Genomic DNA, 23192 nt, shown 5'->3' on the forward strand with positions numbered 1-23192 from the left:
GCGCCCGATCGCCGCTCGCACAAGGAAGTGCGGGCGGCGACCGTGCTCGTCAGCGGGGCCGGTTCTCCGGCTCGGAGCCGGGCACGCGGGCCACGCCGCTGGCGCGGCTTCCGTAGACGGTTCCGGAGGGCGGCTTGGTGCCGCCCTGGAAGTCGACGCTCACGCCGCTGCCGTAGCCGGGGCTCACCGCGTTGCCGACGGCCGGGGATTCCGGCGTACGCGGGGAAGCCGCGACCGCCGTGGGCGGTGTGCCCACCCCACTCGCACCCGCCTGCGCCGGTGTCACCGCCGGCCTGGCCGGCTCACCCGGACCAGCCTGTGCCGGCGTGACCGGCCCGCCCGCACCCGCCAGGGCCGGCATCGCGGCCGGCCACAGCGAGGCCTTGCGCTTGGCCGACACGTCCTCGACCCAGCCGAACAGCAGCACCGCGACCAGCACGAGCGCCGTCTCGAGCACCAACATCCAGACGATGTACTGGAACGTCGCCCACGGCACCTCGTAGTGCTCGAGCACGGCGGCGCCCACCGTGATCAGCGGGAAGTGCCAGAGGTAGATCGTGATGGCCCGGGCGTTGATGACCCGCACCGACTCGGCCAGCCACTTGAAGCTGACCTTGTCGAGCACGGCCAGCGCCGGGCGGAAGCGCAGCACGACCAGGACGAAGGCCAGCGACCACAGCGTACGGGCGATGGGCTCCTCGTTGAGGTCGAAGCCCCACGCCGTCGGGTGCGTGAACAGCCAGTACAGGCCGATGCCGCCGATCACCGCGGTCAGCGCGGCCCAGACGGCGACCGGCAGCCGGTGCAGGCGGCCGTCGCGATGGGCGAAACCGGCGATCCAGCACGCGGCGTACGTGACGAAGTCCCACATGATGCCGTCGATCGGGTCGGGCAGGCGGAAACCGGTCAGGTGCAACGCGGCGAGCGCGGCCACGGGCAGCGCCACCACGACCCAGCCCAGCTTCTTGTAGGCGAAGTACAGGATCGGCGAGACCAGCACGAAGATCAGGTACGCCCGGAGGTACCAGAGCACCTCCCAGAACGGCTCACCCCACGAGCTGCCCGGCGGGTCCTCCAGCGGGAACAGCCAGAAGAGCAGGTTGAGCTTGTGCAGCGGGTGGTCGGGGTCGCTCGCCGACCACCCGTGCCAGAACATGATCGGCAGCGCCACCGCGGCGAACGTCCACAGGGCGGGCAGCAGGCGGCGGATGCGCGACCACACCGCCTTGCGCGCGCCCGACTTGGCCAGCGACGCGGCCATCAGCGAACCGGCGATGGCGAACATGACGCCCATGGCGGGCAGCACGTAGGTCAGCCAGGCCCAGCCGAACGCGTGGTAGACGACGACGCGCACGATGGCGAGGGCACGCAGAGTGTCGATGTAGCGGTTGCGCGGGGGCTTGGCGACCGGTGAGGCCTCAGCCGTGGGCACGCCCGCGACAGGTGTTGCAGTCATGGTTGGGCCTCCGCCAGCGGGTCGTGAACACACAGCTCTCGTACACGATCATGGCGACGACCTGCGCGTAAACCATCGAACGCCGTACGACAGCCGTCCGTCCGGTCAGGTCGGTGTGCCCGTCCGGTGGCGTGTTTCCCGATCTCTCGATGCACGCCGCACCTGGTCACGCTGAGTGAAACAGGGGTGACTTCGCGGCTGCGGCCTAAAACTTGTCGTACCCCAGGGCTAACTTGAGCGATGAGTTACCGACGGCCGCCCGGTCCTATGGTTGAGGAGGATTCAACGATGAAGACATTTCTGACCGCCGCCCGCGCCGAAGCCCTGTTCACGAGCCACCTGGCCACCGGCAGCCGCCCTTCGTTCGAGGCGGTTGACGACGCCATCCGCATAGCCGTGCGTAACCACCAAGGAGTCCGGGGTTGCGCCGCCGACGTCGCCGGCGAGTACGGCGACCATCCCGAGATCGCGGCCCCTCGCATGCGCTGGGCCCGCCGCCTGGTCGAGGAGCTGTACGCCGCCCGTCCCGGCCACCGCCGCGACCGCTGGGCCCTGGTCGCCTGACTCAGCGGCGGCGGGGAGTCACCAGCCCCGACTCGTAGGCCCAGACCACCAGTTGCGCCCGGTCGCGGCAGTGCAGCTTGGTCATCGCCCGGTTGACGTGCGTCTTCGCGGTCAGCGGGCTGATCACCATCCGGTCCGCGATCTCGTCGTTGCTCAGGCCGCGGGCCACCAGCCCGGCGACCTCCTGCTCGCGGGCGGTCAGCACCTCCCGCCCCGCGGTCGGCTGATCCGGTGGCCGGCTGCTGGCGAACTCGCTGATCAGCGTCCGGGTCACCGCCGGGGCGAGCAGCGCGTCGCCGCGGGCCACGACGGCCACGGCCTGAAGCAGGTCGGCCGGGTCGGCGTCCTTCAGCAGGAAGCCGCTGGCCCCCGCACGCAGGGCGGCGAAGACGTACTCGTCGAGCCCGTAGTTGGTGAGCATGAGCACCCGCACACCGCCCAGCCCCGGGTCGGCGGCGATGCGCCCGGTGGCCTCGATGCCGTCGAGCCCCGGCATCTGCACGTCCATCAGCACCACGTCGGGCTTCAACTCCCGAGCGATTCGCACCGCGCCCGCTCCGTCGGAGGCCTCGCCGACCACCTCCAGGTCATCCTCAGCCTCGAGCAGCGCCCGGAACCCGGCCCGCATCAGCGCCTGATCATCCGCGAGCAACACCCGGATCACACCGCACCGCCCCACGTCTCCCACCCGACACCAACGCCTTCTGCGAGCCGAACCCCGATCACGGCGCGCCGTGCCGCATCTCCCGCGCCCTGCATCACGGGCACTCCACGCCGTCCCGCGTCTCCCCCCGCACGACAACACGGGCACCCCGCGCCGTCCCGCGTCCCCCCGCCCGACAACACGGGCACCCCGCGCCGTCCCGCGTCCCCCCGCCCGACAACACGGGCACCCCGCGCCGTCCCGCGTCTCCCGCGGGGAAACCTGGTCATGCCGTGCCGTCCAGCGGGAAGGTCGCCCGGACCGCGAAGCCGCCGCCGTCGCGACGGTCCGCCTGAAGGGTGCCGCCCAGACCGGTGACCCGTTCCCGCATGCCGCGCAGCCCCACGCCCGGCGTCACCGGGCGGTCGGCCGCGGCCCGGCCGTCGTCGACCACCGAGACGGTCAACCGGGCGGGCGTGTAGTCGACGTGCACCTCGGCACTGGCCTCCCCGGCGTGGCGGGCGATGTTGGTGAGCGCCTCCTGCACGACGCGATAGCCGGCCTGATCCACCTCGGCCGGCAGGTCCGCGGGACCGCCGGTGACGGTCAGCTGCACGGGAACGCCGGCTGCCCGGGTGCGCTCGGCCAGTTCGGCCACCCGCTCCAGCCCGGCCCGGCCCAGCTCGGACGGCGCCCGCAGCACCTCCAAGGTCTCGCGCAGCTCGCGCATCGCGGCGCCGCCTGCCTCCTGGATCGCCAGCAGCGCGGCCGGCGGCTCCTCGCCGCGCTTGCGCGCCAGGTGCACGGCGATCCCGGCCTGCACCTTGATCACCGAGATGCTGTGGGTCAGCGAGTCGTGCAGGTCCCGGGCGATGCGCAGGCGTTCCTCGCCCGCCCGGCGCAGCGCCACCTCCTCGCGCGTGCGTTCGGCGTCGGCCGCCCGCTGCTCGACCTGCTCCAGGTAGGCCCGACGTTGCCGCGCGACCAGCCCGGCCACGTTGGCCGCCACGAACCAGCCCAGCAGCAGCGTGGTGCGTTCCACGGTCTGCTGGGCCGGCCGGCCGTCGGGGACGGTCGAGACGTCGTACGCCAGAAAGCCCCCGAGAAACACGAGGCTGGTCAGCGCGGCGGCCGCCCGATGGCCCCGCCACGCAGCGATGTAGACAGTGCCGAGGACGGCGAAGGCGGCGGACACGCCGGCGTGCACGCGCACGTGCAGGGTGAGCATGGTCGCGGCCACCACGAGCAACGCGGGCACGGGGAAACGCCGGCACACGGCCAGCGCCGCCGCCATGGCCAGGACGAGGGCGACGTCGGCCGCTCGCACCGGATCGGCGTCCGGTGCGAGCGCGGCGTTGCCCAGCAGGAAACCGCCGAGCACGACGCCGCCGAGGATGTACGGCAGATCGGGGCGCACGTTCGCACTCTAGGACGGCCGGCCCGTGCGAGGCGTCCCACCGATGCGGTAGATGCGGCATACCACCGGCGCGGTATCCGGCCCACCCCAAGTGTCTACTGCGGCAGGACGCTTTCCCGGCCGGCCCGGCCGAGCATCGAATCCCATGACATACCGCTTCTTCACCCCGTCGATGTCCAGGGCCGTGACCGGCCGCACGGCAGAGGTCTACCGCCAGCTGCGGGAGGACTTCCTCGGACCGTTGCCCACCTTCCAGGCCCTCTCGGCCGATCCGCCGATCCTCGCGGCGACCTGGGCGCTGATGCGCGAGGCGTTGCTCGCCGGCGGCGCCTCCCGGGTCGAACGGGAACTGGTGGCGTCGGTGGTGTCCCGCGCGAACCGCTGCCGGTTCTGCGTCGACGCCCACGTGACGCTGCTGCACGCGCTCGGCGAGCACGGACTGGCCGAGGTGATCGCGCGGGGCGACCCACCACCCCGGCCCCGGCAGGCGACGCTCGCCGGCTGGGCGGCGGACAGCCGGCACCCCCGCGCCACGAGGTGGACGAGCCCGTACTGCCCCGAGCTCACCGGGACGCTGCTCGCCTTCCACTTCATCAACCGGGTCGTGTCGGCCCTGCTGGCGCCAGATCTGCTGCCCGGCGGACTGCAGCGATTCCCGGCGGTGCGGTCGGCCGGGGGGCGGTTCTACGCCCGGATCGTACGGGAACCGAAGGAACCCGGCCGGAGCCTGGCGCTGCTGGAGACCGGCGGCGCGGCGCCCGCGTGGGCCGGGGACAGCACGGTCGGGGTGGCCTACGCGGCGCTCCGGTCGGCCGCCGGGCAGGGCGGCGACCTGTTGAGCGACGCCGCCCGCGAGACCATCACGGCCACCGTGACCTGGGAGGACGGCCGGCACCCGAACCGGCCCACCGAGTGGGCGACCGACCTGGTGCGCGAACTACCGGGCCGCGACCGGGTGGGCGCCCGCATCGGCCTGCTGGCCGCGTTCGCCCCGGCCGCGATCAGCCCCGGCGACGTCGCGCTGTGGCGCCTCTCCCACCCCGCCGACGCCGACCTCGTACGACTGGTGGCGTACGGCGCCATCACGGCCACCGACCACGTGGCCCGAGCCCTCGACCCGCTCCGGCGGCCGTGATGCGCCGAGCGTTCGTCGTCGTCAGCACCGTCACCCTGATCGTCTTCGCCTTCCAGTTCGTGTTCGCGGCGGTCGGCGCCTTCACCGAACCGTCGGGCGACAGCGCGTACGCGTTGCACCGCATCACCGGCATGGCCGTCATCCCGGCGCTGACGCTGCTGACCACGCTGTTCGCCGTGCTGGCCAAGGCGCCCGGCCGGCTGGTCGGCCTGGCGATCCTGCCGCTCGGCCTGAACCTGCTGCAGGCGCTGCTGGCCGCCCTGCCGGACGCGTTCGCCGACGAGTCGGGCCGCAGCACGGTGGTCAGCCTGATCTTCGGCGCCCTGCACGCCGTCAACGGCATCATCGCCGTCCACGTGGTCGTCCGCGTGGTCCGCGACGCCGGCCGCCTCGCCGCGGCCGACCCCTCGGAGCCGCCGACCGGCACCTCCGAACCCGCGTCACCCGGCGCATCCCGACCCGCGTCATTCCGCGCGACTGGGCGGCGTGGGGCGACATGACAACCCACACCGCCGCCGGCCCCGTCCATGCGGTCATCGCGGCCGCCAGAAAGCGCCGGTCGACGATCGGTATGACGTTCCTCGCACCGGGCTGGACGGCTTGGGCGCCGGCGTCTCCGAGGACGCATTCGGCGGGTCCGCCAGTCGACCCCGGGGCCCGCAAGACGGCCCCACCTGTCGACCGCACCGTTTCCCGGACGGGTGAGACGCGATGACGACGGGCTCGATCATTGCCGCCGACCTGGTGATCGCGGTGCTCGCGGCGGCCGGGTGGCTCGGTGGCGGGGCGGCGGCGATCACGGGGCGCCGCCGCCTCGCGACCGGGCTCGCCGTCCTCGCCCTCGTCGCCACGCTGGCCCGTGCGGCCACGACTGTCGCGCTGGCCCGGGCCGGGTGGTGGTTCGCGGCGGAGAAGGTCGTGATCGCGGCGCCGCTGTCCCTGGCCGCCGTGGTGGTGGGCGCCCGGCGTACCCCGATGGCGTTCCTCTTCGCGGGCTTTGCCACCACCGGAGCGGTGCTGGTCACGGTGCTGCACGGCTATCCCGTGTCGGCGGCCGCCGCCCTCCTCGCGGTGGCCGGTGTGGCAGCGGCGACGGCGGTGGCGTGGCATTTCCTGCACCGCCGAACATCCCGTTCAGCCGTGGTCGTTGCGGTCGCGGCCCTCGTCGCCGGCACCGCGTTCGCCGTGACCCCGCCCGCCGCGCCCGCGTCGCCCCACCGTCACGAGCCCGTCGCCGGCCGCGGCCTGGGTGAGCCGACGAGGCGATTCACCCTGACCGCCGGGACGATCGACGGAGCGTGGGCGTTCAACGGACAGGTGCCCGGCCCCGAACTGGCCGTCACCCTCGGCGACATTCTCGAGGTGACGCTGCGCAATCGCGACATCGAGCGTGGTGTCACGCTGCATTGGCACGGCTACGACGTCCCCAACGACCAGGACGGCGTGCCCGGCATAACGCAGGACGCGGTGCGGCCCGGCGAGCAATTCGTCTACCGCTTCGTCGCCGATCAGCCCGGAACCTACTGGTACCACACGCATTCCGCGTCCGACATCGGCGTGCGCCGGGGTCTGTACGGCGTACTCGTGGTCCGTCCGGGCCCCACGGACACTGCCTGCGACATCATCGCGCCGGCCGCCTCACCCCGCCGAGCCGCTGGGTCGCAAGTACCAGGTGCCCTGCGCCCCGAGTCTCCCGGGCAGCTGTTCGACGACCGCGCGAAGCTGAGCGGGCAGCCGGGCCCCGGCGCCCGGCCTGGGCTCCCTGCGCTACCGGACGGCGAGGCGAGCGGCGGGGCGTCGAGCCGGTCGTGCTCAGACGTCACCGTGCCCGTTCACACGCTGGACGGCCGCTTGCTGCCTAACCCCACGACAGTGCCGGCCGCCGCGGGCACCCTGGTCCGGCTGCGCTTGATCAATACCGACAGCACGACCCACCGGTACGCGGTCACCGGCGCTCCATTCCGTGTGGTCGCCATCGACGGCGTCGACCTGGCCGGCCCCACACCCCTGGAGAACACCGCCCTGCTGATCCCGGCCGGCGGCCGCTTCGACGTGCTCACCACAGCACCGGCGGCGCTCTTCGTCGACGGCCGCCTGGTCCACTCGACCGGCCCGGCGGAATCGTTCGCCGGCAGCCGCCCGGCCCCGTCGACCGGCCAAGACCTCGCGAAGCCCGGCGCCTGGCCGGTGCTCGACCCGCTCACGTACGGCACAACCGCACCCGCACCCTGGTCGCGGATCGACCGTTCCCTGACCCTGGTCCTGGATCGTGGCGTCGACCTGCACGGCCTGCTCCCCCGTTACGCCCACACGGTCAACGGGGCCGCCGACCCCGACATCCCGGCCCAGGTCGTCCAACGCGACGAGATCGTCAAGCTGACCGTCGTCAACCGCTCCCTGGCGGTGCACCCCTGGCACCTGCACGGCCACCACGTGCTGGTGCTCTCCCGCAACGGCGAACCGGCATCCGGCAGCCCGCTCTGGCTGGACTCGTTCGACGTCCGTACCGGCGAGGTGTGGGAGGTCGCCTTCCGGGCCGACAACCCTGGCCTGTGGGCCAACCACTGCCACAACCTCCCCCACGTCGAGGCAGGCATGACGCTGCACCTGGTGTATTCGTAGGGCCGCGCGCACGAGGACTGGCGGTTGCCGCTCAAGCGGACGGGGTAAGCTTGCTACTCGCCAGTAACAACGGTGGAGGCGACATGCTCAGCTCGCGTTTGCAAGAAGTGCTCGACGGCCGGTGGGCCCACGTCCGCAAGTCGGCCCGCGCCGAACTCGCCGGGGACAAGTTCGTAGCCGTGCCCGGCGAGACGATCGACCAGGCGCGCGAGCGCGTCACCCGGCTGCTGCGGGAGCTGCCGGCCGATCCCGGCGTCGCCGCGGGCTTCCCGATCGAGTACGGGGGCCAGTCCGATCCCGGCGGCTCGGTGGTCGCGGCCGAGATGCTGGCCCAGATCGACCTGTCGCTGATGGTGAAGGCCGGCGTGCAGTGGGGCCTGTTCGGCGGCGCTGTCGTCGCGCTGGGCACCGAGCAGCACTACGACCGCTACCTGCGGGACATCATCTCGGCCGACCTGCTCGGCTGTTTCGCCATGACCGAGACCGGTCACGGCTCCGACGTGCAGCAGCTGCGTACCACCTGCGTGTACGACCCGGCGACGCAGACGTTCGACCTGCACACACCGCACGAGGCGGCCCGCAAGGACTACATCGGCAACGCCGCGCGGGACGGGCGCATGGCCGTCGTCTTCGCGCAGCTCGTCACGGGTGGCCGGAGTCACGGCGTGCACGCCTGGCTGGTGCCGATCCGCGACGACGAGGGCAACCCGCTGCCGGGCGTGACGATCGGCGACGACGGGCACAAGGCCGGCCTGCTCGGCGTCGACAACGGGCGCCTATCGTTTGACCACGTCACCGTGCCGCGCGACATGCTGCTCGACCGCTACGGCCAGGTCGCGCCGGACGGCGCCTACTCGAGCTCGATCGACAACGACGTCCGCCGCTTCTTCACCATGCTCGGCACCCTGGTCCGCGGCCGCGTGGTCGTCGGTGGCTCGGCCGCGAACGCCGCCAAGAGCGCGCTGACCATCGCCGTCCGCTACGGCGAGTCCCGCCGCCAGTTCACCGCCCCCGGCGAGACGCGGGAGATCGCGCTCAACGACTACCTGGCCCACCAGCGCGTCCTCGGGATCAACCTGGCCCACGCGTACGCGCTGCACTTCGCCCAGGACGAGCTCGTGTCCACGCTGCACGAGGCGCAGACCGCCGACAGCCCGGCCGATGAGCACCAGCAACGCGAGCTCGAGTCCCGGGCCGCCGGCCTGAAGGCGGCCCAGACCTGGCACGCGACCCGGGCGATCCAGGCCGCGCGCGAGGCGTGCGGCGGCGCCGGCTACCTGGCTGAGAACCGGCTGCCCGGCCTCAAGGCCGACACCGACGTGTTCACGACGTTCGAGGGCGACAACACCGTGCTGTTGCAGCTGGTCGCCAAGGGCCTGCTCACCGGCTACCGGGATGCCTTCGGCTCGCTGGACGGCTGGGGCCGCGCCACCTTCGTGGCCGAGCAGGTGCGGTCGCTGGTGCTGGAGCGCACCGCGGCCCGAGGCCTGATTCAGCGGCTGATCGACGCCGTCCCGGGCCGCGACGAGGAGGTCGCGCTGACCGACCGTGGCTGGCATCTGGCCCTCTTCGAGGACCGCGAGAAGCACCTGCTGGAAGGGGCAGTGCGACGGCTGCGCAACGGCGCCGCCCAGAAGAAGGCCCGCCAGTTCGACATCTTCAACGACGTGCAGGACCACGTGCTCGAGACAGCCCGCGCCCACATCGACCGCATCGTGCTCGAGGCCTTCGTGGCCGGCATCGACCGCACGGCCGACGACGAGGCACGAGCGTTGCTCTCCAAGGTCGCCGACCTGTACGCCCTGAGCACCATCGAGGTCAACAAGGGCTGGTACCTGGAACATCAGCGCCTCATGCCCGCCCGTTCCAAGGCGGTCACCGCCAAGGTCAACGACCTGCTGCGCCAGCTGCGCCCGCACTTCACCACCCTGGTCGACGCCTTCGCCATCCCCGACGAGTGGCTGAACGCCGCGATCCTGCGCGAGGAGCCCGCCCGCCAGAACACGATGGCCGAACACGACGTCGCCAGCCGCTGACGCCAGGCGGCACGCCGCCGGGGGCTCGACGCGCTGGCGCCGAGCGGCACACCCGCCGTCGGCTGGACGCGCTTCCGGTGGCGGCGCGGCCTCGATACCCGCGCCGCCACCGGACAATCAGGCGCCGTCCCCGTTGGCGCCGCGGCCGTTGGCCCAGTTGCGGGCGCCGCGCGCGGCCGAACCCACCAGGTCGGCCGCCCCGCCCGCGGCCTTGCGGGCGAAGGTGACCAGCGGATCGGGCGAGTCGCGGAACGAGTCGCGGTAGCTGGCCGCCGCGGCCTTCACGTCCGCGGTCACCGACGCGTCGCGGTCGTCGTCGCGACGCGGGTAGTCACCGCCGAGGATCCGGCCGTAGTCGCCCGAGTCGACCCACTTCTGCAGTTCGGCGGCGCGCGCCACCGGCACCGGCTCGCTGCTGAACGCGGTCATGCCGATCTTGTGGATGCTGTCGCGCAGGTCGCCGCCGCCCTCGTACTCCGCGGCCTGCTCCAGGAACGCCGCGGTGTCGATCTGCGACAGGTCGCCGCCGCCCGCCTGCTTCATGAACAGCCGCAGCGAGGCCGCCGGGTCCTGCGCGGCGAGCAGCCCGGCCCGGTCGGCCGACAGCTCCGCCTTGCGCCACCACTCGTACATCGCGGCGATGATCGCCCGCAGCGCGATCGCGCCGACCGGCAGCCAGCTGACGCTGGTCACCCATCGGGTCAGCAACGTCATGATCGTCTGGTAGACGGCATGGCCGCTGCGCACGTGGCCGATCTCGCGGCCGAGCAGGGTGCGCAGCTCGTCGTCGTCGAGCTTCTCGACCGCGCCCGTGCTGATCACGATGAACGGGTGGTCCATGCCGATCGCCTTGCTCGTGATGAACGGCGACTGGCTCACGTACACCTCGGGCCGCTCGGTGACGTCGAGCGAGTCGGCGGCCTCGGCGAACAGCCCGTGCACGCGCGGGTACTGCCGATGGTCGACCCGGATCGCACCGGCGAGATACGACAGGCGGAACCCCCGCTCGTTCCACATGCCGAACAGGCCGCGCACCACATCGTCGAAACCACGCAGCTCGCGCAGGGCGGTCAGCGCGCCCCGGTCGGCCGGATGCTCCCAAGCCCGCGAGCTGATGCCGGTCAGGGCGACCCGCTGCCGCGCCGGCCGGTTGTCATCCTCGATGGTCATCTGATTCTCCCGTCTGAAGTTCCGGCAACGATAATTCCCGATCGGTCCGGCGGGCACATCCGGCCGAGGACCCGGTTCGGGGCGACGGAAACTGCGACTTTCGGCCGATGTCAGCCAGTGCTTCGGTACTGGGGGTAGCCAGTACCGAAGTAGCTCCCGCGCCGCCGGCAGGCCCGGCAGAGTTTCTTCCGGAAGGCCGATGAGTCCGCGAGCCGACGGGAGTCCTAGGGGCATGACTGCAGAGACGCACACCATCACCACCCCCGGCGCCGAGATCACGTACGACGTCCGTCCGGGCGCCGGCCCCGCCCTGCTGCTGGTCGGCTCGCCGATGGATGCGACCGGTTTCGGCACCCTGGCCGGGCACTTCGCCGACCGCAAGGTGATCACCTACGACCCGCGCGGCGTCGGCCGCAGCAAGCTCACCGGCGGCCAGAGCGTCACCACCCCCGAGGAGCACGCCGACGACCTGAGCCGGGTCATCGACGCCGTCGGCGGCGGCCCGGTCGACGTCTTCGCCTCCAGCGGCGGCGCGGTCAACGCGCTCGCGCTGGTCGCCGCCCACCCCGATCAGGTCGGCACCCTGGTCGCGCACGAGCCGCCGACCATCCCGGTGCTGCCCGACCGCGAGAACGCGTCGGCCGCCACCAAGGGCATCGCCGAGCTCTACCAGCGTGCGGGCATGGGCCCGGCGATGGTCAAGTTCATCCTGATGACCAGCCACAAGGGCGAGGTCCCGCCCGGCTGGATCGACCAGCCCGGCCCCGGCCCGGCCGATTTCGGCCTGCCCACCGAGGACGACGGGTCCCGCGGCGACGTCCTCCTCGAGCAGAACCTGATCTCCTGCACGCACTACGAGCCCGACTTCGCGGCCCTCCGCGCCGCCTCCACCCGCATCGTGATCGGCGTGGGCGAGGAATCGGCCGACGAGCTGGCCCACCGCGGCGGCGAGGGTGTGGCGGCCGGGCTGGGCATCGAGCCGGTGCAGTTCCCCAGCCACCACGGCGGCTTCCTCGGCGGCGAGTACGGCCAGCAGGGCGACCCCGACAACTTCGCGGCCACCCTGCGCAAGGTGCTCGACGAGCAGGCATGACCCGTGCGCCTGCCCTGGCCGGTGGAGAAGAACGGGGGGCCAGGGCAGGCGGTACGGTCAGCGCGGGCCGTCAGCGACGGGCGCGGGCCAGGGTGTCGCGCAGGGTGTAGTAGGCCGGCTTCTTGCTGAAGTCGTCCCACATCACGGTGGCGGCGCCCTCGGACGGGAAGAAGACCGGCACCCACGAGTACTTGTCGGTGAAGCCCCAGATCGTGAACGAGTTGCAGTCGTCGACCGCGAGGCAGGCGTCGAGCACGGTCTTGTAGTACGAGGCCTGCGTCTGCAACTGCTCGGCCGTGGGCACGCCGCCCTCAGGCAGGTCCATGCGCACGTCGAGCTCGGTGATCGCGGTCTTGAGGCCGAGGTCGTCGAAGCGCTGCAGCACGCCGGCCAGCTGGTCGGGCGCGCCGTAGCGCATGCTCAGGTGGGCCTGGGAGGCGAAGCCGTGCAGCGGGACGCGCTGCGCCAGCAACTCCTTGGCCAGCGTCTCGTACGCGTCGACCTTGGCGCCGGGCCACTCGACGCCGTAGTCGTTCAGGAAGAGCTGCGCCCTCGGGTCGGCCTGGTGCGCCCAGCGGAACGCGTCGGCGACGATGCCCGGGCCCAGCTCACGGATCCAGATGTTCTCCTGGCGGTACTCGCCGTTCTCGTTGAAGATCTCGTTCGCCACGTCCCACTGCTGGATCTTGCCCTGGTAGCGGCCGACCACCGTGAAGATGTGCTTCTTGAGGATCGAGCGCAGTTCCGCCTTGGTGAACGTGCCCTCCTCGAGCCACGCCGGGTTCTGGCTGTGCCACAGCAGCGTGTGACCGCGGACGACCTGTCCGTTCTCGCGCGCGAAGCGGACGATCGCGTCGGCCGGGCCGAAGTTGTACCGGTTGCGCTCCGGGTGGATGAACTCCCACTTCATCTGGTTCTCGGGCGAGGCGGAATTGAACTCCCGGGCCAGCACCTTCCGGTACGGCTTGTCGTAGGTGAACGGGTCGGGATACGGCTGATCGACGTGGTGGCCGCCGCCGGCGACCGCGGTGCCGATCCGCAAGTCTCGGGGAGCAACCGAGCGAAGCGACTTGGCGTGCGGATGGGCCTGCACCGGCTGTATCACAAAACTGAGAGTCGCCGTGGTGGCGAGGACGGCCACCACGGCCCGGGCTGCGGTTCTCATCAAGGACTCCTTCGAGGAACGATCGGTGGATGTCGTACCCGTAACTTCCGGAGGATCCTCGAAACTTAAGCGCCGCAGCGGAGTCCGTCAATCTCTGTCAGCGGAAAGACCGGGACGCCGCAACTCGCGGATGATCGTCGTGCCGCTCTCGCCCTCGGCCTCCACGTCGCGGACCTCCCGCGCGACCTCCTCGAAGCCGGCCTTGACCGCCACCGCGCCCGACGCCTTGTTGGCCTCGTCGTGCTTGATCGCCACCCGTTCGATCCCGGGCAGCGTCAGGGCGACCCGGCTGAGCGCCCGCACGGCCGTGGTCATGTAGCCGCGGCCCGCGAACGGCGTGCTGGTCCAGTAGCCGATCTCGAGCACGCCCGGACCCATCCGGGTCATCAGCCCGATCGATCCGGCCAGCTCGCCGACCGTCGTGAAGATCGCGTAGTTGTACTGCGTTCCGTCGGCCCAGCCGGCCTGCGACCGGGCGATGTAGTCGCGGGATTCCTCGAGGCCGTACCCATCGGTGGCCCACGGCAGGAATTGCCGCAGCTCAGGCAGCGAATCCCGGACGGCATCGGTAGCCGCGGGGGCCCACTCGGGCTCCCAGCGCTTGAGCACCAGCTCACCGGCATTGATCATCTCTGGCGGTTCCATGGCGAAGAGCCTTCCCCGCCCCCGGCGGCACGGCAAATCGTTTCCGGCGCCGCCCATCCGGCCTGGAAAGGACACATGAGCGCAGCGCTGTGAGTGGGCCGCCAGGCGCGGCGGCTGGCCCGAGCCGGGTAGGTTTGCGTGCCGTGGCTGATCACCTTCGCCCCGGCGACCCCTCGTACATCGGCCGGTACCGGACGCTGTCACGCCTCGGCGAGGGCGGCATGGGTTCCGTCTTCCTGGCCGAGGCGCCGGGCGGGCGGCTCGTAGCCGTCAAGGTCATCCGGCCCGAGTACGCGCACGAGGAGGAGTTCCGGGCCCGGTTCCGCAGCGAGGTCAGCCGGGCCCGCGAGGTGCCGCCCTTCTGCACGGCCGAGGTGCTCGACGCCGACCCCGACAGCATTACGCCGTACCTGGTTGTCGAGTACGTGGACGGTCCGAGCCTGACCGAGGTCGTGGCCGAGAACGGGCCGTTGACGGGCGGCAGCCTGCACGGCGTCGCTGTCGGTGTGGGGGCCGCGCTCGCCGCCATTCACGGCGCCGGGGTGATCCACCGCGATCTCAAGCCCCGCAACGTGCTGTTCGCGCTCGGCACCCCCAAGGTCATCGACTTCGGGATCGCCCGGCCGCTCGAGGCGACCAGCCACCACACCCGGCCCGACGTGGTGGTGGGCACGCTGGCGTACATGGCTCCGGAGCGTCTCGACCCGGACAGCGAGCGGCTGCTCACGCCCGCGGTCGACGTGTTCGCCTGGGGCGGGGTCGTGGCGTACGCCGGCACCGGCCGCACCCCGTTCGGCGGCGACACCCCGGCGGTGACAGCGGCCCGGATCCTCACCCAGCCACCCCGGGTCGGCGGCCTTCCGCCGTACCTGGCCGAACTGGTGACCGCATCCCTGGAGAAGAACCCCGCCGACCGCCCGACCGCCCCCGAACTGCTCGACCGCCTCCTCGTCTCCGGTTCGGCCGCCGCTCCCCCGCTCCCGGCCGAGCTGCGCCGCGAGGCCGAGGCGGCGGCCTCGGCCCGACACCAAGCCGCAGCCCAGCACCCGGCCGCAGTCCACCACCAAGCCGCAGCCCAGCACCCAGCTGCAGCCCAGCACCGCCCGGCTCGGCCCCGAGCGGGCAGAGGCAAGCGCATGGCCGTGGTCGCGACGGCCGTCACGGCCGTGGCAGCCGTCGCCGGCGCCGGCCTGCGCCTGCTGGACGGCGGTGATCCGGCCCCCGTTCCCGAACCACCGACCGCCACCACCGCCGCCGTCGCCGTCGCCGGTCCGAGCGTCTTCGACTCGCTGCGGCAGGCAGCGAGCTTCGATGCCACCCGGGCCGAGGACGGGTCCTGCGGCTTCCGCAGCGGCTTGCGGGTGCGCACCACCGATTCGATGGTGTGCGCCCCGTCCTCCGGCGTGGTCTTTCCGCCGAATCAGACCGTCTCGGTGCGCGCGACCTTGGCCGGCGCCCAGTCGTGCGCGACCGTCTGGTTCCGCGCCACCCGGGAGGAGGAGGGCCTGGACTATCTGGCCGACGCCTACCGGTTCGCGCTGTGTCCCGGCGAGCTCAGCCTGAGCAGCACGATCGACGGCCGCGAGACCGTGATCGCCACCGGGAAGCGCACAACCACGACCGGCGCGCCCCACCGGATCCAGCTGAGCGCGGACAACCGGGAGGCGACCGTGTCGGTCGACGGCGAGCGCGTGCTCGCCGGTCCGCTGACCGAGTCCTCCCTCGTCAGCGGGCGTGTGCTGCTCGGTGCCGTCGCTACCCGAAAGGGCCGGCAGGCTGACGTGACCTTCACCGACGCCCAGCTACGCTCCGGCCTCGACCCCGGCGCCCCGGCCGTCCCCGCCTTCGTCTCGGGCGACGCCCAGTTCAAGGCGGGCACGTATCTCACGTACGACATCGGGCGGGTGGCGATCGTCGAACCGACCGACTACCTCACCGGCGCGGAGTACTGCCGGCGCTTCGCCCTCGCCACGACGTCTCCCCAGTGCGCCCGGAAGTACGTGGCGGTGCCGAGCTCGACGCGGGTGACCCTGCCCATCGCCGACAACCGGGTCTACCTCGACTACCGCAGGAACCGGGCCAAGTGCCTCGACCCGAGCACGAACGCCGGTACCTGCAAGGTGCGCTTCGAGGAGTTCGCCACGGTCTCCGACGAGCCGGATCCCCGTCCGGCCCTGGTCACGGTCCGCGGCGGCAAGGTCGTGTCGATAGCCAAGCTCAACGTCAACTGAGGCCGGCGACCGGCCGGGACAGGTCGGCCACGATGCGGTCGATCTCGGCCAGCACGTACGCGGCCAGTTCGCGCTGCGCCTGCTCGGCCGCCGGGTCGGTCTCCTCCAGGTCGCCGAGCACCACGATGTTCTCGTCGTTGAGGGTGGCGGCGGGCGCGGTGTAGTTGAAGCTGCCCACGATGACCAGGCGCTCGTCGATGACCATCAGCTTGTGGTGCACCTTGCGGACCCCGTTGCCGGGCGTGTTCTCGTACAGCAGGGCGCCCTTGACCTTGAGTGGCAGGGTGGCCGCCCAGGCCTGGCTGCCCTGGCCGCGATCGAGGATGCCGCGCACCGGGATGCCCGCCTTGAGCAGCCAGAACATCGTGTCGTCGATGCCCGAGGACTGGGCGAAGGTGAACATCGCGAAGTCGACGCGCCGCTCGGCCTTGAGCATCTGCTTCATGATCTCCATCTCCGGGCCCTGGTGCGGGGCGAAGATCGGCTTGATCCGGATGCGGCCCAGGCGGAACTCGCGCGGCTTCGGCTCGCGGCGTTCACGCAGCTCGCCGAACGTGCCGCTGCGCAGCCGCTCGAACTCGCGCAGGTAGAGCGACGCCGCCGTCTGGCCGTGCAGGACCAGCACGTGATTGAGGTTGTTGCCGTTGTCGTTCGTGCCGGTGTCGGTGAGCGTGAAGTTGGCCGACCCGGTCAGCACGGCCGCGGTCGGCGCGCCCGGGTCCCGCACGATGAACTTCTGGTGGAAGATCTTCGGGTTGAGGTCGGTGACCAGATCGACCCCGGCCCGCAGCAGCGCCGAGTGGATCACCCGGTTGTGCTCGTTGTCCCCCGCGAGGCTCCACGGGTCGGCCAGCGGCGGGTCCTCGACCAGGTAGTCGCCCTCGAGAACGATCTGCACACTGACCTTGCGCGCCTTGGCCGCGAGCACCGCCTCGGCGACCGCCCGCGAATCCAGCTCCTGCACCGCGATCAGCAACGAGTCGGTCGCCCCGGCGATGAAGTCGCGGATCACCACGTCCAGGTCGTCCGGCCCGCCGAGCACGGCCGGCCCGGCGTAGAACTCCACACTGCCCAGGTCGATCCCCATGACGTCAGTGTGGGACCTCAGGCGCCGATCAGGTGTCGTCTGGCCGACGACCGCTGAGGGCGATCGCCCGATCGAGGACGGACGCGCCCTCGCCGGCCTTCACCTCGGCCGCGAAAATGCCCATCGCCCGGCCCTGCTCCCCCATGCCGGTCAGGAAGTCCAGCGTCACCATCGCCACGTCGTCGTCGCAGCCGAACTCCTGTCCCGTGGCCCGGGCCAGGTCCCAGCCGTGGATCACGACGTCGCTGACCAGCATCGAGACCGCCATCGGGGCCGGCATGGGCATCGCACCCATCCGGACCGGACGGTCCCACACCCCCGCAGTCGCCCACGCGGCCGTCGCCGCCGCGGCCCGGGCCTCGAACGGGCCGGCGCCCGTCCCGGCCCAATGGTCGTCCGGCACCGGTTCGCCGCGGCCGGCCAGCTCGATCGCCTCCGCCACGAGCAGCAGGTGGTTCGTCAGCGTTCGCACGTCCCACTCGCGGCAGGGAGTCGGAGCGCCGAGCTGTCCGGGATCGACGTTGCGCGTCACCTTCGTGGTGGCGGCGAAGGCCCGGTCCATGATGTCGGGAAGGTCCATGCGGGCGAGCCTAGGCAGCACGGTCACCGGCGTTCTTGAAGAAAGGCGACTTGTTAGGCTGCCTGACGTGCCGGCGATCCTCAACCCGGGTCAGGGCCGGCAGAAGTTCCAGTTCAGCACGCCCGCCGCGGCTCCGGGTCTTCGCGCGTTCGTCGAGCACTACTGGATCGTCCGCTGGGATCTGCGCGATCAGCAGCCGTACGAGCAACGCGTCCTGCCGTACCCCGCGGTCAACGTGACCTTCAAGCCGGGCCGGTGCCGCATCGCCGGCGTTCCGCTCGGCCGGTTCCACGAGACGCTCGACGGTGCCGGTCGCGTCTTCGGGGTCCGTTTCCGCCCCTGTGGGTTCCGGCCGTTCCTCGGCGCCCCGGTCTCCTCGATCACCGACCGCTTCCTGCCGGTCGAGCCACTGTTCGGCGAAGACCTTCCCGGACGCGTCCTCGCGGCCGACGACGAGGCCGCGGTCGCCGTCATGGACGAGTTCCTGACCGCCCGGGCGCCCGTGGAACCGTCGCCCGCCGCCCAACTGGCCGAGGCGGTGGTGGCGCGCATCGCCGGCGACGCCGGGGTCACTCGCGTCGCCGGCCTCGCCCGCGAGTTCGCGGTGGGCGTCCGGCAGTTGCAGCGACTGTTCGCCGAGTACGTCGGGGTCAGCCCGAAATGGGTGATCCGCCGGAACCGGCTGCACGAGGCGGCCGCCCGCATCTCCGCCGGCGCGCCGGTCGATCTGGGCGAACTCGCCGCGGAACTCGGTTACAGCGACCAGTCCCACCTGACCCGGGACTTCACCAGCATGGTCGGCGATCCGCCCGCGCTCTACCGCAAGGCACAGGACAACGCGTGAAATTCGTGGTCGCCCGGCTCGTCACCGAGGTGTTCGCTCCCGGCGTGCTCGTCGCGCTGCTGCTCATCGTCGTCGGCTTCCACGCCGGGAGCTGGTGGGGTGTGGGAGCGGCAGTGTTCACGGCGGGCATTCCCATGGCGTACGTCGTGCGGGGCGTCCGCCGCGGCCGGCTGACCAGTCATCACATCCCCGAGCGGGAGCACCGCCGTGGGCCGCTGCTGTTCGGGCTGGCGTCGGTGCTGGCCGGCACCGCCGCGCTGGTGGCACTCGGCGCGCCGCGGGCACTGCTCGCCCTGCTCGGCGCCGGGATCACCGGCCTCGTCGTCTTCACGGCCGTCACGACGTACTGGAAGATGTCGATCCACGCCGGGGTGGCCGCCGGAACGGTGGCGGTGCTGGTCGCCGTGTACGGGCCGTTCGCGCTGCTCGCCGTGCTGCTGGTGCCGCTGACCGGTTGGTCGCGGCTGGTGCTGAAGGCGCACACGCTCGCCCAGATCGTCGCCGGGTCGCTGGTCGGCGGCCTTGTCGCCGGGACGATTTTCCCGCTGCTGCGATGATCGCCTCGGTACGATGAGCCCCGTATGTCCCCCGGACGCACGCTTTCCGACGAGCACGTGGCCGCCATCGAGCAGGCGTACGCGCTGATCGAAGCCGCCCAGGGCGAGAAGAACGCCGACGAGGTCGACGCCGCGGCGCGCTCGATCGCCCACGCCGGCTGGGGCGACGTCGACGTCCTGCTGCATTTCGCCCGCGCACTCGCCGTACGGGAACTGGGCGAGGACTACATCGGGCACGTGCAGGAAATGGTGCGCTGCGCCACCGAACACGGCAGCCCGTCACTCCTCGCGCTGGCGCTCGGAGCGGGCGCGGGCCATCGGGTGCTGCGGCTCGACGCGGGCGCCACCAGTCCGTTCAACCAGGCGGTATGCCTGCTCGACAACGCCGACGGGCCGGCCGTGCACCGCGTGGCGGCGCTTATCGAGGTCGGCCAGGTCGCCCACATGTGGGGCTTCTGGGAGATCGCCGTCGACTACCACGACCAGGCCGAACAGGCGCTCGAGACCGACCCGCGCTGGGCCGCCACCACGCGCCGGCAGCAGATCGTCATCGCGATCAACCGGGTCGACCTGGCCCTGGACTGGTGCTGCGCCCAGGCCATGATCGGCGACTGGGAGGGCACAGCCGACCGGGCCCGGCAGGTCCTGCCCGGCTCGTGCGGCGTCGTCGGCGACGACTGGCCGCCCAGCTGGATCCGTCACTACCACGGCCACCGGCTCGTCCTCGCGGCGCTGGCCGACGCCGAGCCGGAGGACGGTCACGAGGTCGACGAGTCGCTGGCCACGCTGGCCCGCGCGATCCGGGCGGTCGACCCGGTCGAGGCCGCCCGACTCGCCAACGGCCTGCACGAGCAGTTTCCCGAGATGACCCCCGGTAACACCCGGCTGCTGGCGATGAGCCTCGCGGCGCGGCGGCCGGGCACGCCCGACGCGGCGATCCGGTACGGCGACGAACTGGCCCGGCTGCGCTGGAACGACCGCCTCGAGCGGATGGCCGCCATGCGCGACGCCATCGACGCCGAGCGGCGGCGCCTCGAACACGAGCAGTTGCGCCGCGACGTCCTCACCGACGACCTGACCGGCCTGGCCAACCGGCGCGGCTACCAGGCGTACGTGACCGGGAATCGTGGTGACTCCCGGTACGCGGTCATGATGATCGACGTCGACCACTTCAAGTCGGTCAACGACCGGTTCGGCCACGACGTCGGCGACCTCGTGCTGGCGGCCATCGGCGAGATCCTGGGTGATCTCGTACGGCCGATCGATCTCGCGGCCCGGCTCGGCGGCGACGAGTTCGTGGTCGTGCTGGCCGACGTGACCGCCGACCTCACCCAGGCGCGGGCCCAGGAGGTCGTCGACGCCGTACGCGAGCACCCGTGGCCCGCCATCGCGCCCGGCCTCGCCGTGTCGGTGAGTGTGGGCGTGCACCACGGCGGCCCCGACCAGCTGGCCGCGCTGGCCGGCGCCGCCGATCGGCGCCTGTACGAGGCGAAGAGCTCCGGCCGCGGCCGAGTGGTCAGTCGCCCTTCACGTTGACGAGCTGGCGCAGCGTGTGCCGCACCTCGACCAGGTCGTCCGCGTCCTGCATGACCACGTCGATCGGCTTGTAGGCGCCCGGGATCTCGTCGAGGAACGCGTCCGTGTCGCGGTACTCGATGCCCTTCATCGCCGTCCGCAGCTGCTCCCGCGTGAAGGTCTTACGAGCCTTCGACCGTGACAGCTGCCGCCCCGCCCCGTGCGGCGACGAGTTGAGGGCGACCGGGTTGCCCTTGCCGACCACGACGTACGAGGCGTCGCCCATCGACCCCGGGATGAGCCCCGGCCGGCCCTTCTCGGCGTTGATCGCCCCCTTGCGCGAGAGCCACACCTTCTTACCGAAGTGCGTCTCCTGCTCGGTGTAGTTGTGGTGGCACTGCACCCGCTCGAGCTCGCGCACCGGCCCGCCGACGAACTCGGCGAAGCAGTCCACGACGCGGTCCATCATCTCGTCGCGGTTGGCCAGCGCGAAGTCCTGGGCCCACCGCAGCTCCCGGATGTACGTCCAGAACTCGTCCGTGCCCTCGGCAAGGTAGGCGAGGTCCGGGTCGGGCAGATCGATCCACCACCGCTTCATGGCGGCCTGGGCCACCCGGATGTGATGCGTGGCGATCTTGTTGCCCACCCCACGCGACCCCGAGTGCAGGAACAGCCAGACCTGACCCTTCTCGTCCGCGGTGACCTCGATGAAGTGGTTGCCCGACCCGAGCGTGCCCAGCTGCAGCTCCCAGTTGCCGGCGTACCGCGCGGGATCGAACCCGGCCTTCTCCGCCTTGCCGGCCAGCTCGTTCAGCCGCTTGCGCGCCGTGTCGCTCACGCTCACGTTGTACGACCCCGCGCTCAACGGCACGGCGTTCTCGATGGCCGTACGAAGCTTCGCCAGCCCCGGCTTCAGCTCGTCCCGGTGATACTGGGTGCGCACCGCCGCCATACCGCAGCCGATGTCGACCCCCACCGCGGCCGGAATGATCGCCCCCAGGGTCGGAATCACCGACCCGACCGTGGCCCCCTTGCCGAGGTGCGCGTCGGGCATGAGAGCGATGTGCGGGAAGATGAAGGGCAGCCGGGAGGCTTTCTCCGCCTGCCCTCGCGTCTCCGCCTCCAGCAGACTGGCCCAGTTCACCAGACGCCCGTTGATCTTCTCCATCACCTCTGCTCCTTCCCGTTCGGCCCCGTCACGCTAGCCGCCCAAGATCGGCCACCGCCTCCGATTTACGCTTCCCGGGTGACGGATGCGCTGATCTTCGATTTCGACGGACTGCTCATGGACACCGAGTCGACGCTGCTGGAGAGCTGGCGCTACGAGTGGCGGCAACACGGGTTGGAACTGGCCGTCGAGGGCTTCTTCGCCGACCACGGCGGCGATGTGAACGAGCAGCGGTACGCGCGTCTGGCGGCTGCCGTGGGGGTGAGCTACGACCGGGCCGTCAGTCATTCCCGGCGTACGGATTATCGCGAGAAGTTGCATGCCGGGCTGGAGCCGGCGCCGGGGATCCGGGACTGGATCGAACAGGCGGCCGGGCTGCGGCTGGCCGTGGCGAGCAGTTCGCCCGTGGACTGGGTGTGCGGGAATCTGGAGCGTGTGGGCCTGCTCGACGCGTTCGAGGTGATCGCCGGCGGGAACGAGGTGGCCGCGCACAAGCCCGACCCGGCGGTGTACCGGCTCGCGCTCGAACGGCTGGGTATCGGGCCCGAGCGCGCGGTCGCCTTCGAGGACACGCCGCACGGCGTCGCGGCGGCGCAGGCGGCCGGGCTGCGATGTGTGGCTGTTCCGAACGCGTTCACGCCCGTCACCCGCTTCGCGGCGGCCGACCTGGTGCTGGCCGGCGCGGCTGGGACTCCACTGGGGACGGTCCTCGGCAAACTGTCGTAGGCGGCCTGTGTACTGTGCGCGCCTGTGCGAGAGAAGTTTCAGACGAAGGCATTCGAATTGGTGGCCCCTCTGCTCCAGCCGGACGAGCGGCCGATAACGGCGACGCGGGCGCTGGCCGGGTCGTTCACGGCCGGCCGGGCCGGCACGACGGTCGCCATGGGACTCAGGAACCAAGCGGGCGGGGCGTTGGTGGGCGCGCTCCTCACCTCGGCCACCAGCAAGCAGTTCGTGGTGGTGACCACCGAGCGCGTGATCTTCCTGCCCCAGACATTCATGGGCGGACCGGGCGCCGGCGTGCTGGGCCAGATTCCGCGCGACCAGGTGACGCTGGCCGAAGCCAAGCTCGGCGTGGTCAGCCTGATCCGCATCGCGTTCGGTGACGGGGGCGACGGGATCTCGTTGACGTTCCCCCGGATCGACAAGAAGAACGCCCAGGCCCTCGCCGACGCGCTCCGCGAGAAGCCGGCCGGCTGACGTTTCGCGGGAGGGGCCGGGCGGGGGACCCGGCCCCTCCCACTTTATGGGGTGGGCAAAGCCT

Annotated in this window: 21 protein-coding genes; 12 read left to right on the forward strand and 9 right to left on the reverse strand. The window is 71.7% G+C overall.

What is annotated here, in order from left to right:
• Window positions 1-49: 49 nt before the first annotated feature.
• Window positions 50-1456, reverse strand: coding sequence for an acyltransferase family protein (locus tag KXC43_RS01250; RefSeq protein WP_221373976.1), 1407 nt, complete (start codon window positions 1454-1456; stop codon window positions 50-52).
• 288 nt (window positions 1457-1744) lie between these two features.
• Between KXC43_RS01250 and KXC43_RS01255 the strand changes: the two genes are divergently transcribed.
• Entirely contained in the window at window positions 1745-2020 is a 276-nt protein-coding gene (locus KXC43_RS01255) for a hypothetical protein (protein ID WP_221373977.1), read from the forward strand.
• 1 nt (window position 2021) lies between these two features.
• Here the strand turns inward: KXC43_RS01255 and KXC43_RS01260 are convergent, their stop codons facing one another.
• Both KXC43_RS01260 and KXC43_RS01265 read right to left on the reverse strand, forming a co-directional pair.
• Window positions 2022-2684 (reverse strand): response regulator, encoded by a 663-nt coding sequence (locus KXC43_RS01260; protein WP_221373978.1) that lies wholly within the window; start codon window positions 2682-2684, stop codon window positions 2022-2024.
• A gap of 265 nt (window positions 2685-2949) precedes the next feature.
• Window positions 2950-4080, reverse strand: coding sequence for a sensor histidine kinase (locus KXC43_RS01265; RefSeq protein ID WP_221373979.1), 1131 nt, complete (start codon window positions 4078-4080; stop codon window positions 2950-2952).
• Window positions 4081-4225: 145 nt separating this feature from the next.
• On the opposite strand from KXC43_RS01265, the gene KXC43_RS01270 reads away from it, so the two are divergent.
• The 4 genes from KXC43_RS01270 to KXC43_RS01285 all read left to right on the forward strand — a co-directional run bounded on the left by KXC43_RS01270 (window position 4226) and on the right by KXC43_RS01285 (window position 9873).
• Window positions 4226-5215, forward strand: a complete 990-nt coding sequence (locus tag KXC43_RS01270; protein WP_221373980.1) for a carboxymuconolactone decarboxylase family protein — start codon at window positions 4226-4228, stop codon at window positions 5213-5215.
• Complete coding sequence (locus tag KXC43_RS01275) at window positions 5215-5715, forward strand: DUF6220 domain-containing protein (RefSeq protein ID WP_221373981.1); 501 nt, start codon at window positions 5215-5217, stop codon at window positions 5713-5715. Before KXC43_RS01270 ends, KXC43_RS01275 begins: the two co-directional genes overlap by 1 nt.
• A 211-nt stretch (window positions 5716-5926) precedes the next feature.
• Entirely contained in the window at window positions 5927-7837 is a 1911-nt protein-coding gene (locus KXC43_RS50395) for a multicopper oxidase family protein (protein WP_255643298.1), read from the forward strand.
• Window positions 7838-7920: 83 nt separating this feature from the next.
• On the forward strand, window positions 7921-9873 hold the full coding sequence (locus KXC43_RS01285; protein ID WP_221373982.1) for an acyl-CoA dehydrogenase family protein: 1953 nt from the start codon (window positions 7921-7923) through the stop codon (window positions 9871-9873).
• A 117-nt stretch (window positions 9874-9990) separates the two neighbouring features.
• On the opposite strand, the gene KXC43_RS01290 is transcribed toward KXC43_RS01285, so the two are convergent.
• Entirely contained in the window at window positions 9991-11043 is a 1053-nt protein-coding gene (locus KXC43_RS01290) for a M48 family metallopeptidase (protein WP_221373983.1), read from the reverse strand.
• Window positions 11044-11275: 232 nt separating this feature from the next.
• Here KXC43_RS01290 and KXC43_RS01295 point away from each other — a divergent pair, with 232 nt between their 5' ends.
• Entirely contained in the window at window positions 11276-12136 is an 861-nt protein-coding gene (locus KXC43_RS01295; RefSeq protein WP_221373984.1) for an alpha/beta fold hydrolase, read from the forward strand.
• A 70-nt stretch (window positions 12137-12206) separates the two neighbouring features.
• Here the strand turns inward: KXC43_RS01295 and KXC43_RS01300 are convergent, their stop codons facing one another.
• Window positions 12207-13301, reverse strand: a complete 1095-nt coding sequence (locus KXC43_RS01300; protein ID WP_221373985.1) for an endo-1,4-beta-xylanase — start codon at window positions 13299-13301, stop codon at window positions 12207-12209.
• 87 nt (window positions 13302-13388) lie between these two features.
• The gene (locus tag KXC43_RS01305) at window positions 13389-13946 is read right to left on the reverse strand and encodes a GNAT family N-acetyltransferase (protein WP_221373986.1); all 558 of its coding nucleotides are present in this window, start codon (window positions 13944-13946) and stop codon (window positions 13389-13391) included.
• A gap of 143 nt (window positions 13947-14089) precedes the next feature.
• Here KXC43_RS01305 and KXC43_RS01310 point away from each other — a divergent pair, with 143 nt between their 5' ends.
• Entirely contained in the window at window positions 14090-16177 is a 2088-nt protein-coding gene (locus tag KXC43_RS01310) for a protein kinase domain-containing protein (RefSeq protein WP_221373987.1), read from the forward strand.
• Here KXC43_RS01310 and KXC43_RS01315 read toward each other — a convergent pair.
• Both KXC43_RS01315 and KXC43_RS01320 read right to left on the reverse strand, forming a co-directional pair.
• Window positions 16170-17264, reverse strand: a complete 1095-nt coding sequence (locus KXC43_RS01315; RefSeq protein WP_221373988.1) for a phospholipase D-like domain-containing protein — start codon at window positions 17262-17264, stop codon at window positions 16170-16172. The two genes, KXC43_RS01310 and KXC43_RS01315, sit on opposite strands and share 8 nt — an antisense overlap.
• A 28-nt stretch (window positions 17265-17292) precedes the next feature.
• Window positions 17293-17844 (reverse strand): TIGR03086 family metal-binding protein, encoded by a 552-nt coding sequence (locus KXC43_RS01320; protein WP_221373989.1) that lies wholly within the window; start codon window positions 17842-17844, stop codon window positions 17293-17295.
• Between the two features lie 67 nt (window positions 17845-17911).
• Here KXC43_RS01320 and KXC43_RS52535 point away from each other — a divergent pair, with 67 nt between their 5' ends.
• Genes KXC43_RS52535 through KXC43_RS01335 form a run of 3 tightly spaced genes read left to right on the forward strand, consistent with a single transcriptional unit; the run spans window position 17912 to window position 20781 of the window.
• The gene (locus KXC43_RS52535; protein ID WP_221373990.1) at window positions 17912-18688 is read left to right on the forward strand and encodes an AraC family transcriptional regulator; all 777 of its coding nucleotides are present in this window, start codon (window positions 17912-17914) and stop codon (window positions 18686-18688) included.
• Window positions 18685-19245: a phosphoesterase PA-phosphatase gene (locus tag KXC43_RS01330; RefSeq protein ID WP_221373991.1), complete on the forward strand. Its 561-nt coding sequence runs from the start codon at window positions 18685-18687 to the stop codon at window positions 19243-19245. The genes KXC43_RS52535 and KXC43_RS01330 overlap by 4 nt, the downstream gene beginning before the upstream one ends.
• A 24-nt stretch (window positions 19246-19269) precedes the next feature.
• Window positions 19270-20781 (forward strand): GGDEF domain-containing protein, encoded by a 1512-nt coding sequence (locus KXC43_RS01335; RefSeq protein WP_221373992.1) that lies wholly within the window; start codon window positions 19270-19272, stop codon window positions 20779-20781.
• Here the strand turns inward: KXC43_RS01335 and KXC43_RS01340 are convergent.
• Complete coding sequence (locus tag KXC43_RS01340) at window positions 20762-21928, reverse strand: RtcB family protein (protein ID WP_255643299.1); 1167 nt, start codon at window positions 21926-21928, stop codon at window positions 20762-20764. The two genes, KXC43_RS01335 and KXC43_RS01340, sit on opposite strands and share 20 nt — an antisense overlap.
• Before the next feature lie 78 nt (window positions 21929-22006).
• Here KXC43_RS01340 and KXC43_RS01345 point away from each other — a divergent pair, with 78 nt between their 5' ends.
• Window positions 22007-22654: an HAD family hydrolase gene (locus tag KXC43_RS01345; protein ID WP_308128918.1), complete on the forward strand. Its 648-nt coding sequence runs from the start codon at window positions 22007-22009 to the stop codon at window positions 22652-22654.
• A gap of 24 nt (window positions 22655-22678) precedes the next feature.
• Entirely contained in the window at window positions 22679-23128 is a 450-nt protein-coding gene (locus KXC43_RS01350) for a PH domain-containing protein (protein ID WP_221373994.1), read from the forward strand.
• Window positions 23129-23192: the final 64 nt, after the last annotated feature.

Origin of the sequence: Paractinoplanes polyasparticus, assembly GCF_019710575.1 — a bacterium.
GTDB classification, from domain to species: Bacteria; Actinomycetota; Actinomycetes; order Mycobacteriales; family Micromonosporaceae; genus Actinoplanes; species Actinoplanes polyasparticus.

Bases quoted from the DNA above. Each gene is read 5' to 3' on its own strand.
- KXC43_RS01270 (WP_221373980.1), top strand. From the start codon at position 4,226: ATGACATACCGCTTCTTCACCCCGTCGATGTCCAGGGCCGTGACCGGC.
- KXC43_RS01335 (WP_221373992.1), top strand. From the start codon at position 19,270: ATGTCCCCCGGACGCACGCTTTCCGACGAGCACGTGGCCGCCATCGAG.
- KXC43_RS01340 (WP_255643299.1), bottom strand. From the start codon at position 21,928: ATGGAGAAGATCAACGGGCGTCTGGTGAACTGGGCCAGTCTGCTGGAG.
- KXC43_RS01295 (WP_221373984.1), top strand. From the start codon at position 11,276: ATGACTGCAGAGACGCACACCATCACCACCCCCGGCGCCGAGATCACG.
- KXC43_RS01250 (WP_221373976.1), bottom strand. From the start codon at position 1,456: ATGACTGCAACACCTGTCGCGGGCGTGCCCACGGCTGAGGCCTCACCG.
- KXC43_RS50395 (WP_255643298.1), top strand. From the start codon at position 5,927: ATGACGACGGGCTCGATCATTGCCGCCGACCTGGTGATCGCGGTGCTC.
- KXC43_RS01300 (WP_221373985.1), bottom strand. From the start codon at position 13,301: ATGAGAACCGCAGCCCGGGCCGTGGTGGCCGTCCTCGCCACCACGGCG.
- KXC43_RS01275 (WP_221373981.1), top strand. From the start codon at position 5,215: ATGCGCCGAGCGTTCGTCGTCGTCAGCACCGTCACCCTGATCGTCTTC.
- KXC43_RS01290 (WP_221373983.1), bottom strand. From the start codon at position 11,043: ATGACCATCGAGGATGACAACCGGCCGGCGCGGCAGCGGGTCGCCCTG.
- KXC43_RS01255 (WP_221373977.1), top strand. From the start codon at position 1,745: ATGAAGACATTTCTGACCGCCGCCCGCGCCGAAGCCCTGTTCACGAGC.
- KXC43_RS01320 (WP_221373989.1), bottom strand. From the start codon at position 17,844: ATGGACCTTCCCGACATCATGGACCGGGCCTTCGCCGCCACCACGAAG.
- KXC43_RS01285 (WP_221373982.1), top strand. From the start codon at position 7,921: ATGCTCAGCTCGCGTTTGCAAGAAGTGCTCGACGGCCGGTGGGCCCAC.
- KXC43_RS01315 (WP_221373988.1), bottom strand. From the start codon at position 17,264: ATGGGGATCGACCTGGGCAGTGTGGAGTTCTACGCCGGGCCGGCCGTG.
- KXC43_RS01305 (WP_221373986.1), bottom strand. From the start codon at position 13,946: ATGGAACCGCCAGAGATGATCAATGCCGGTGAGCTGGTGCTCAAGCGC.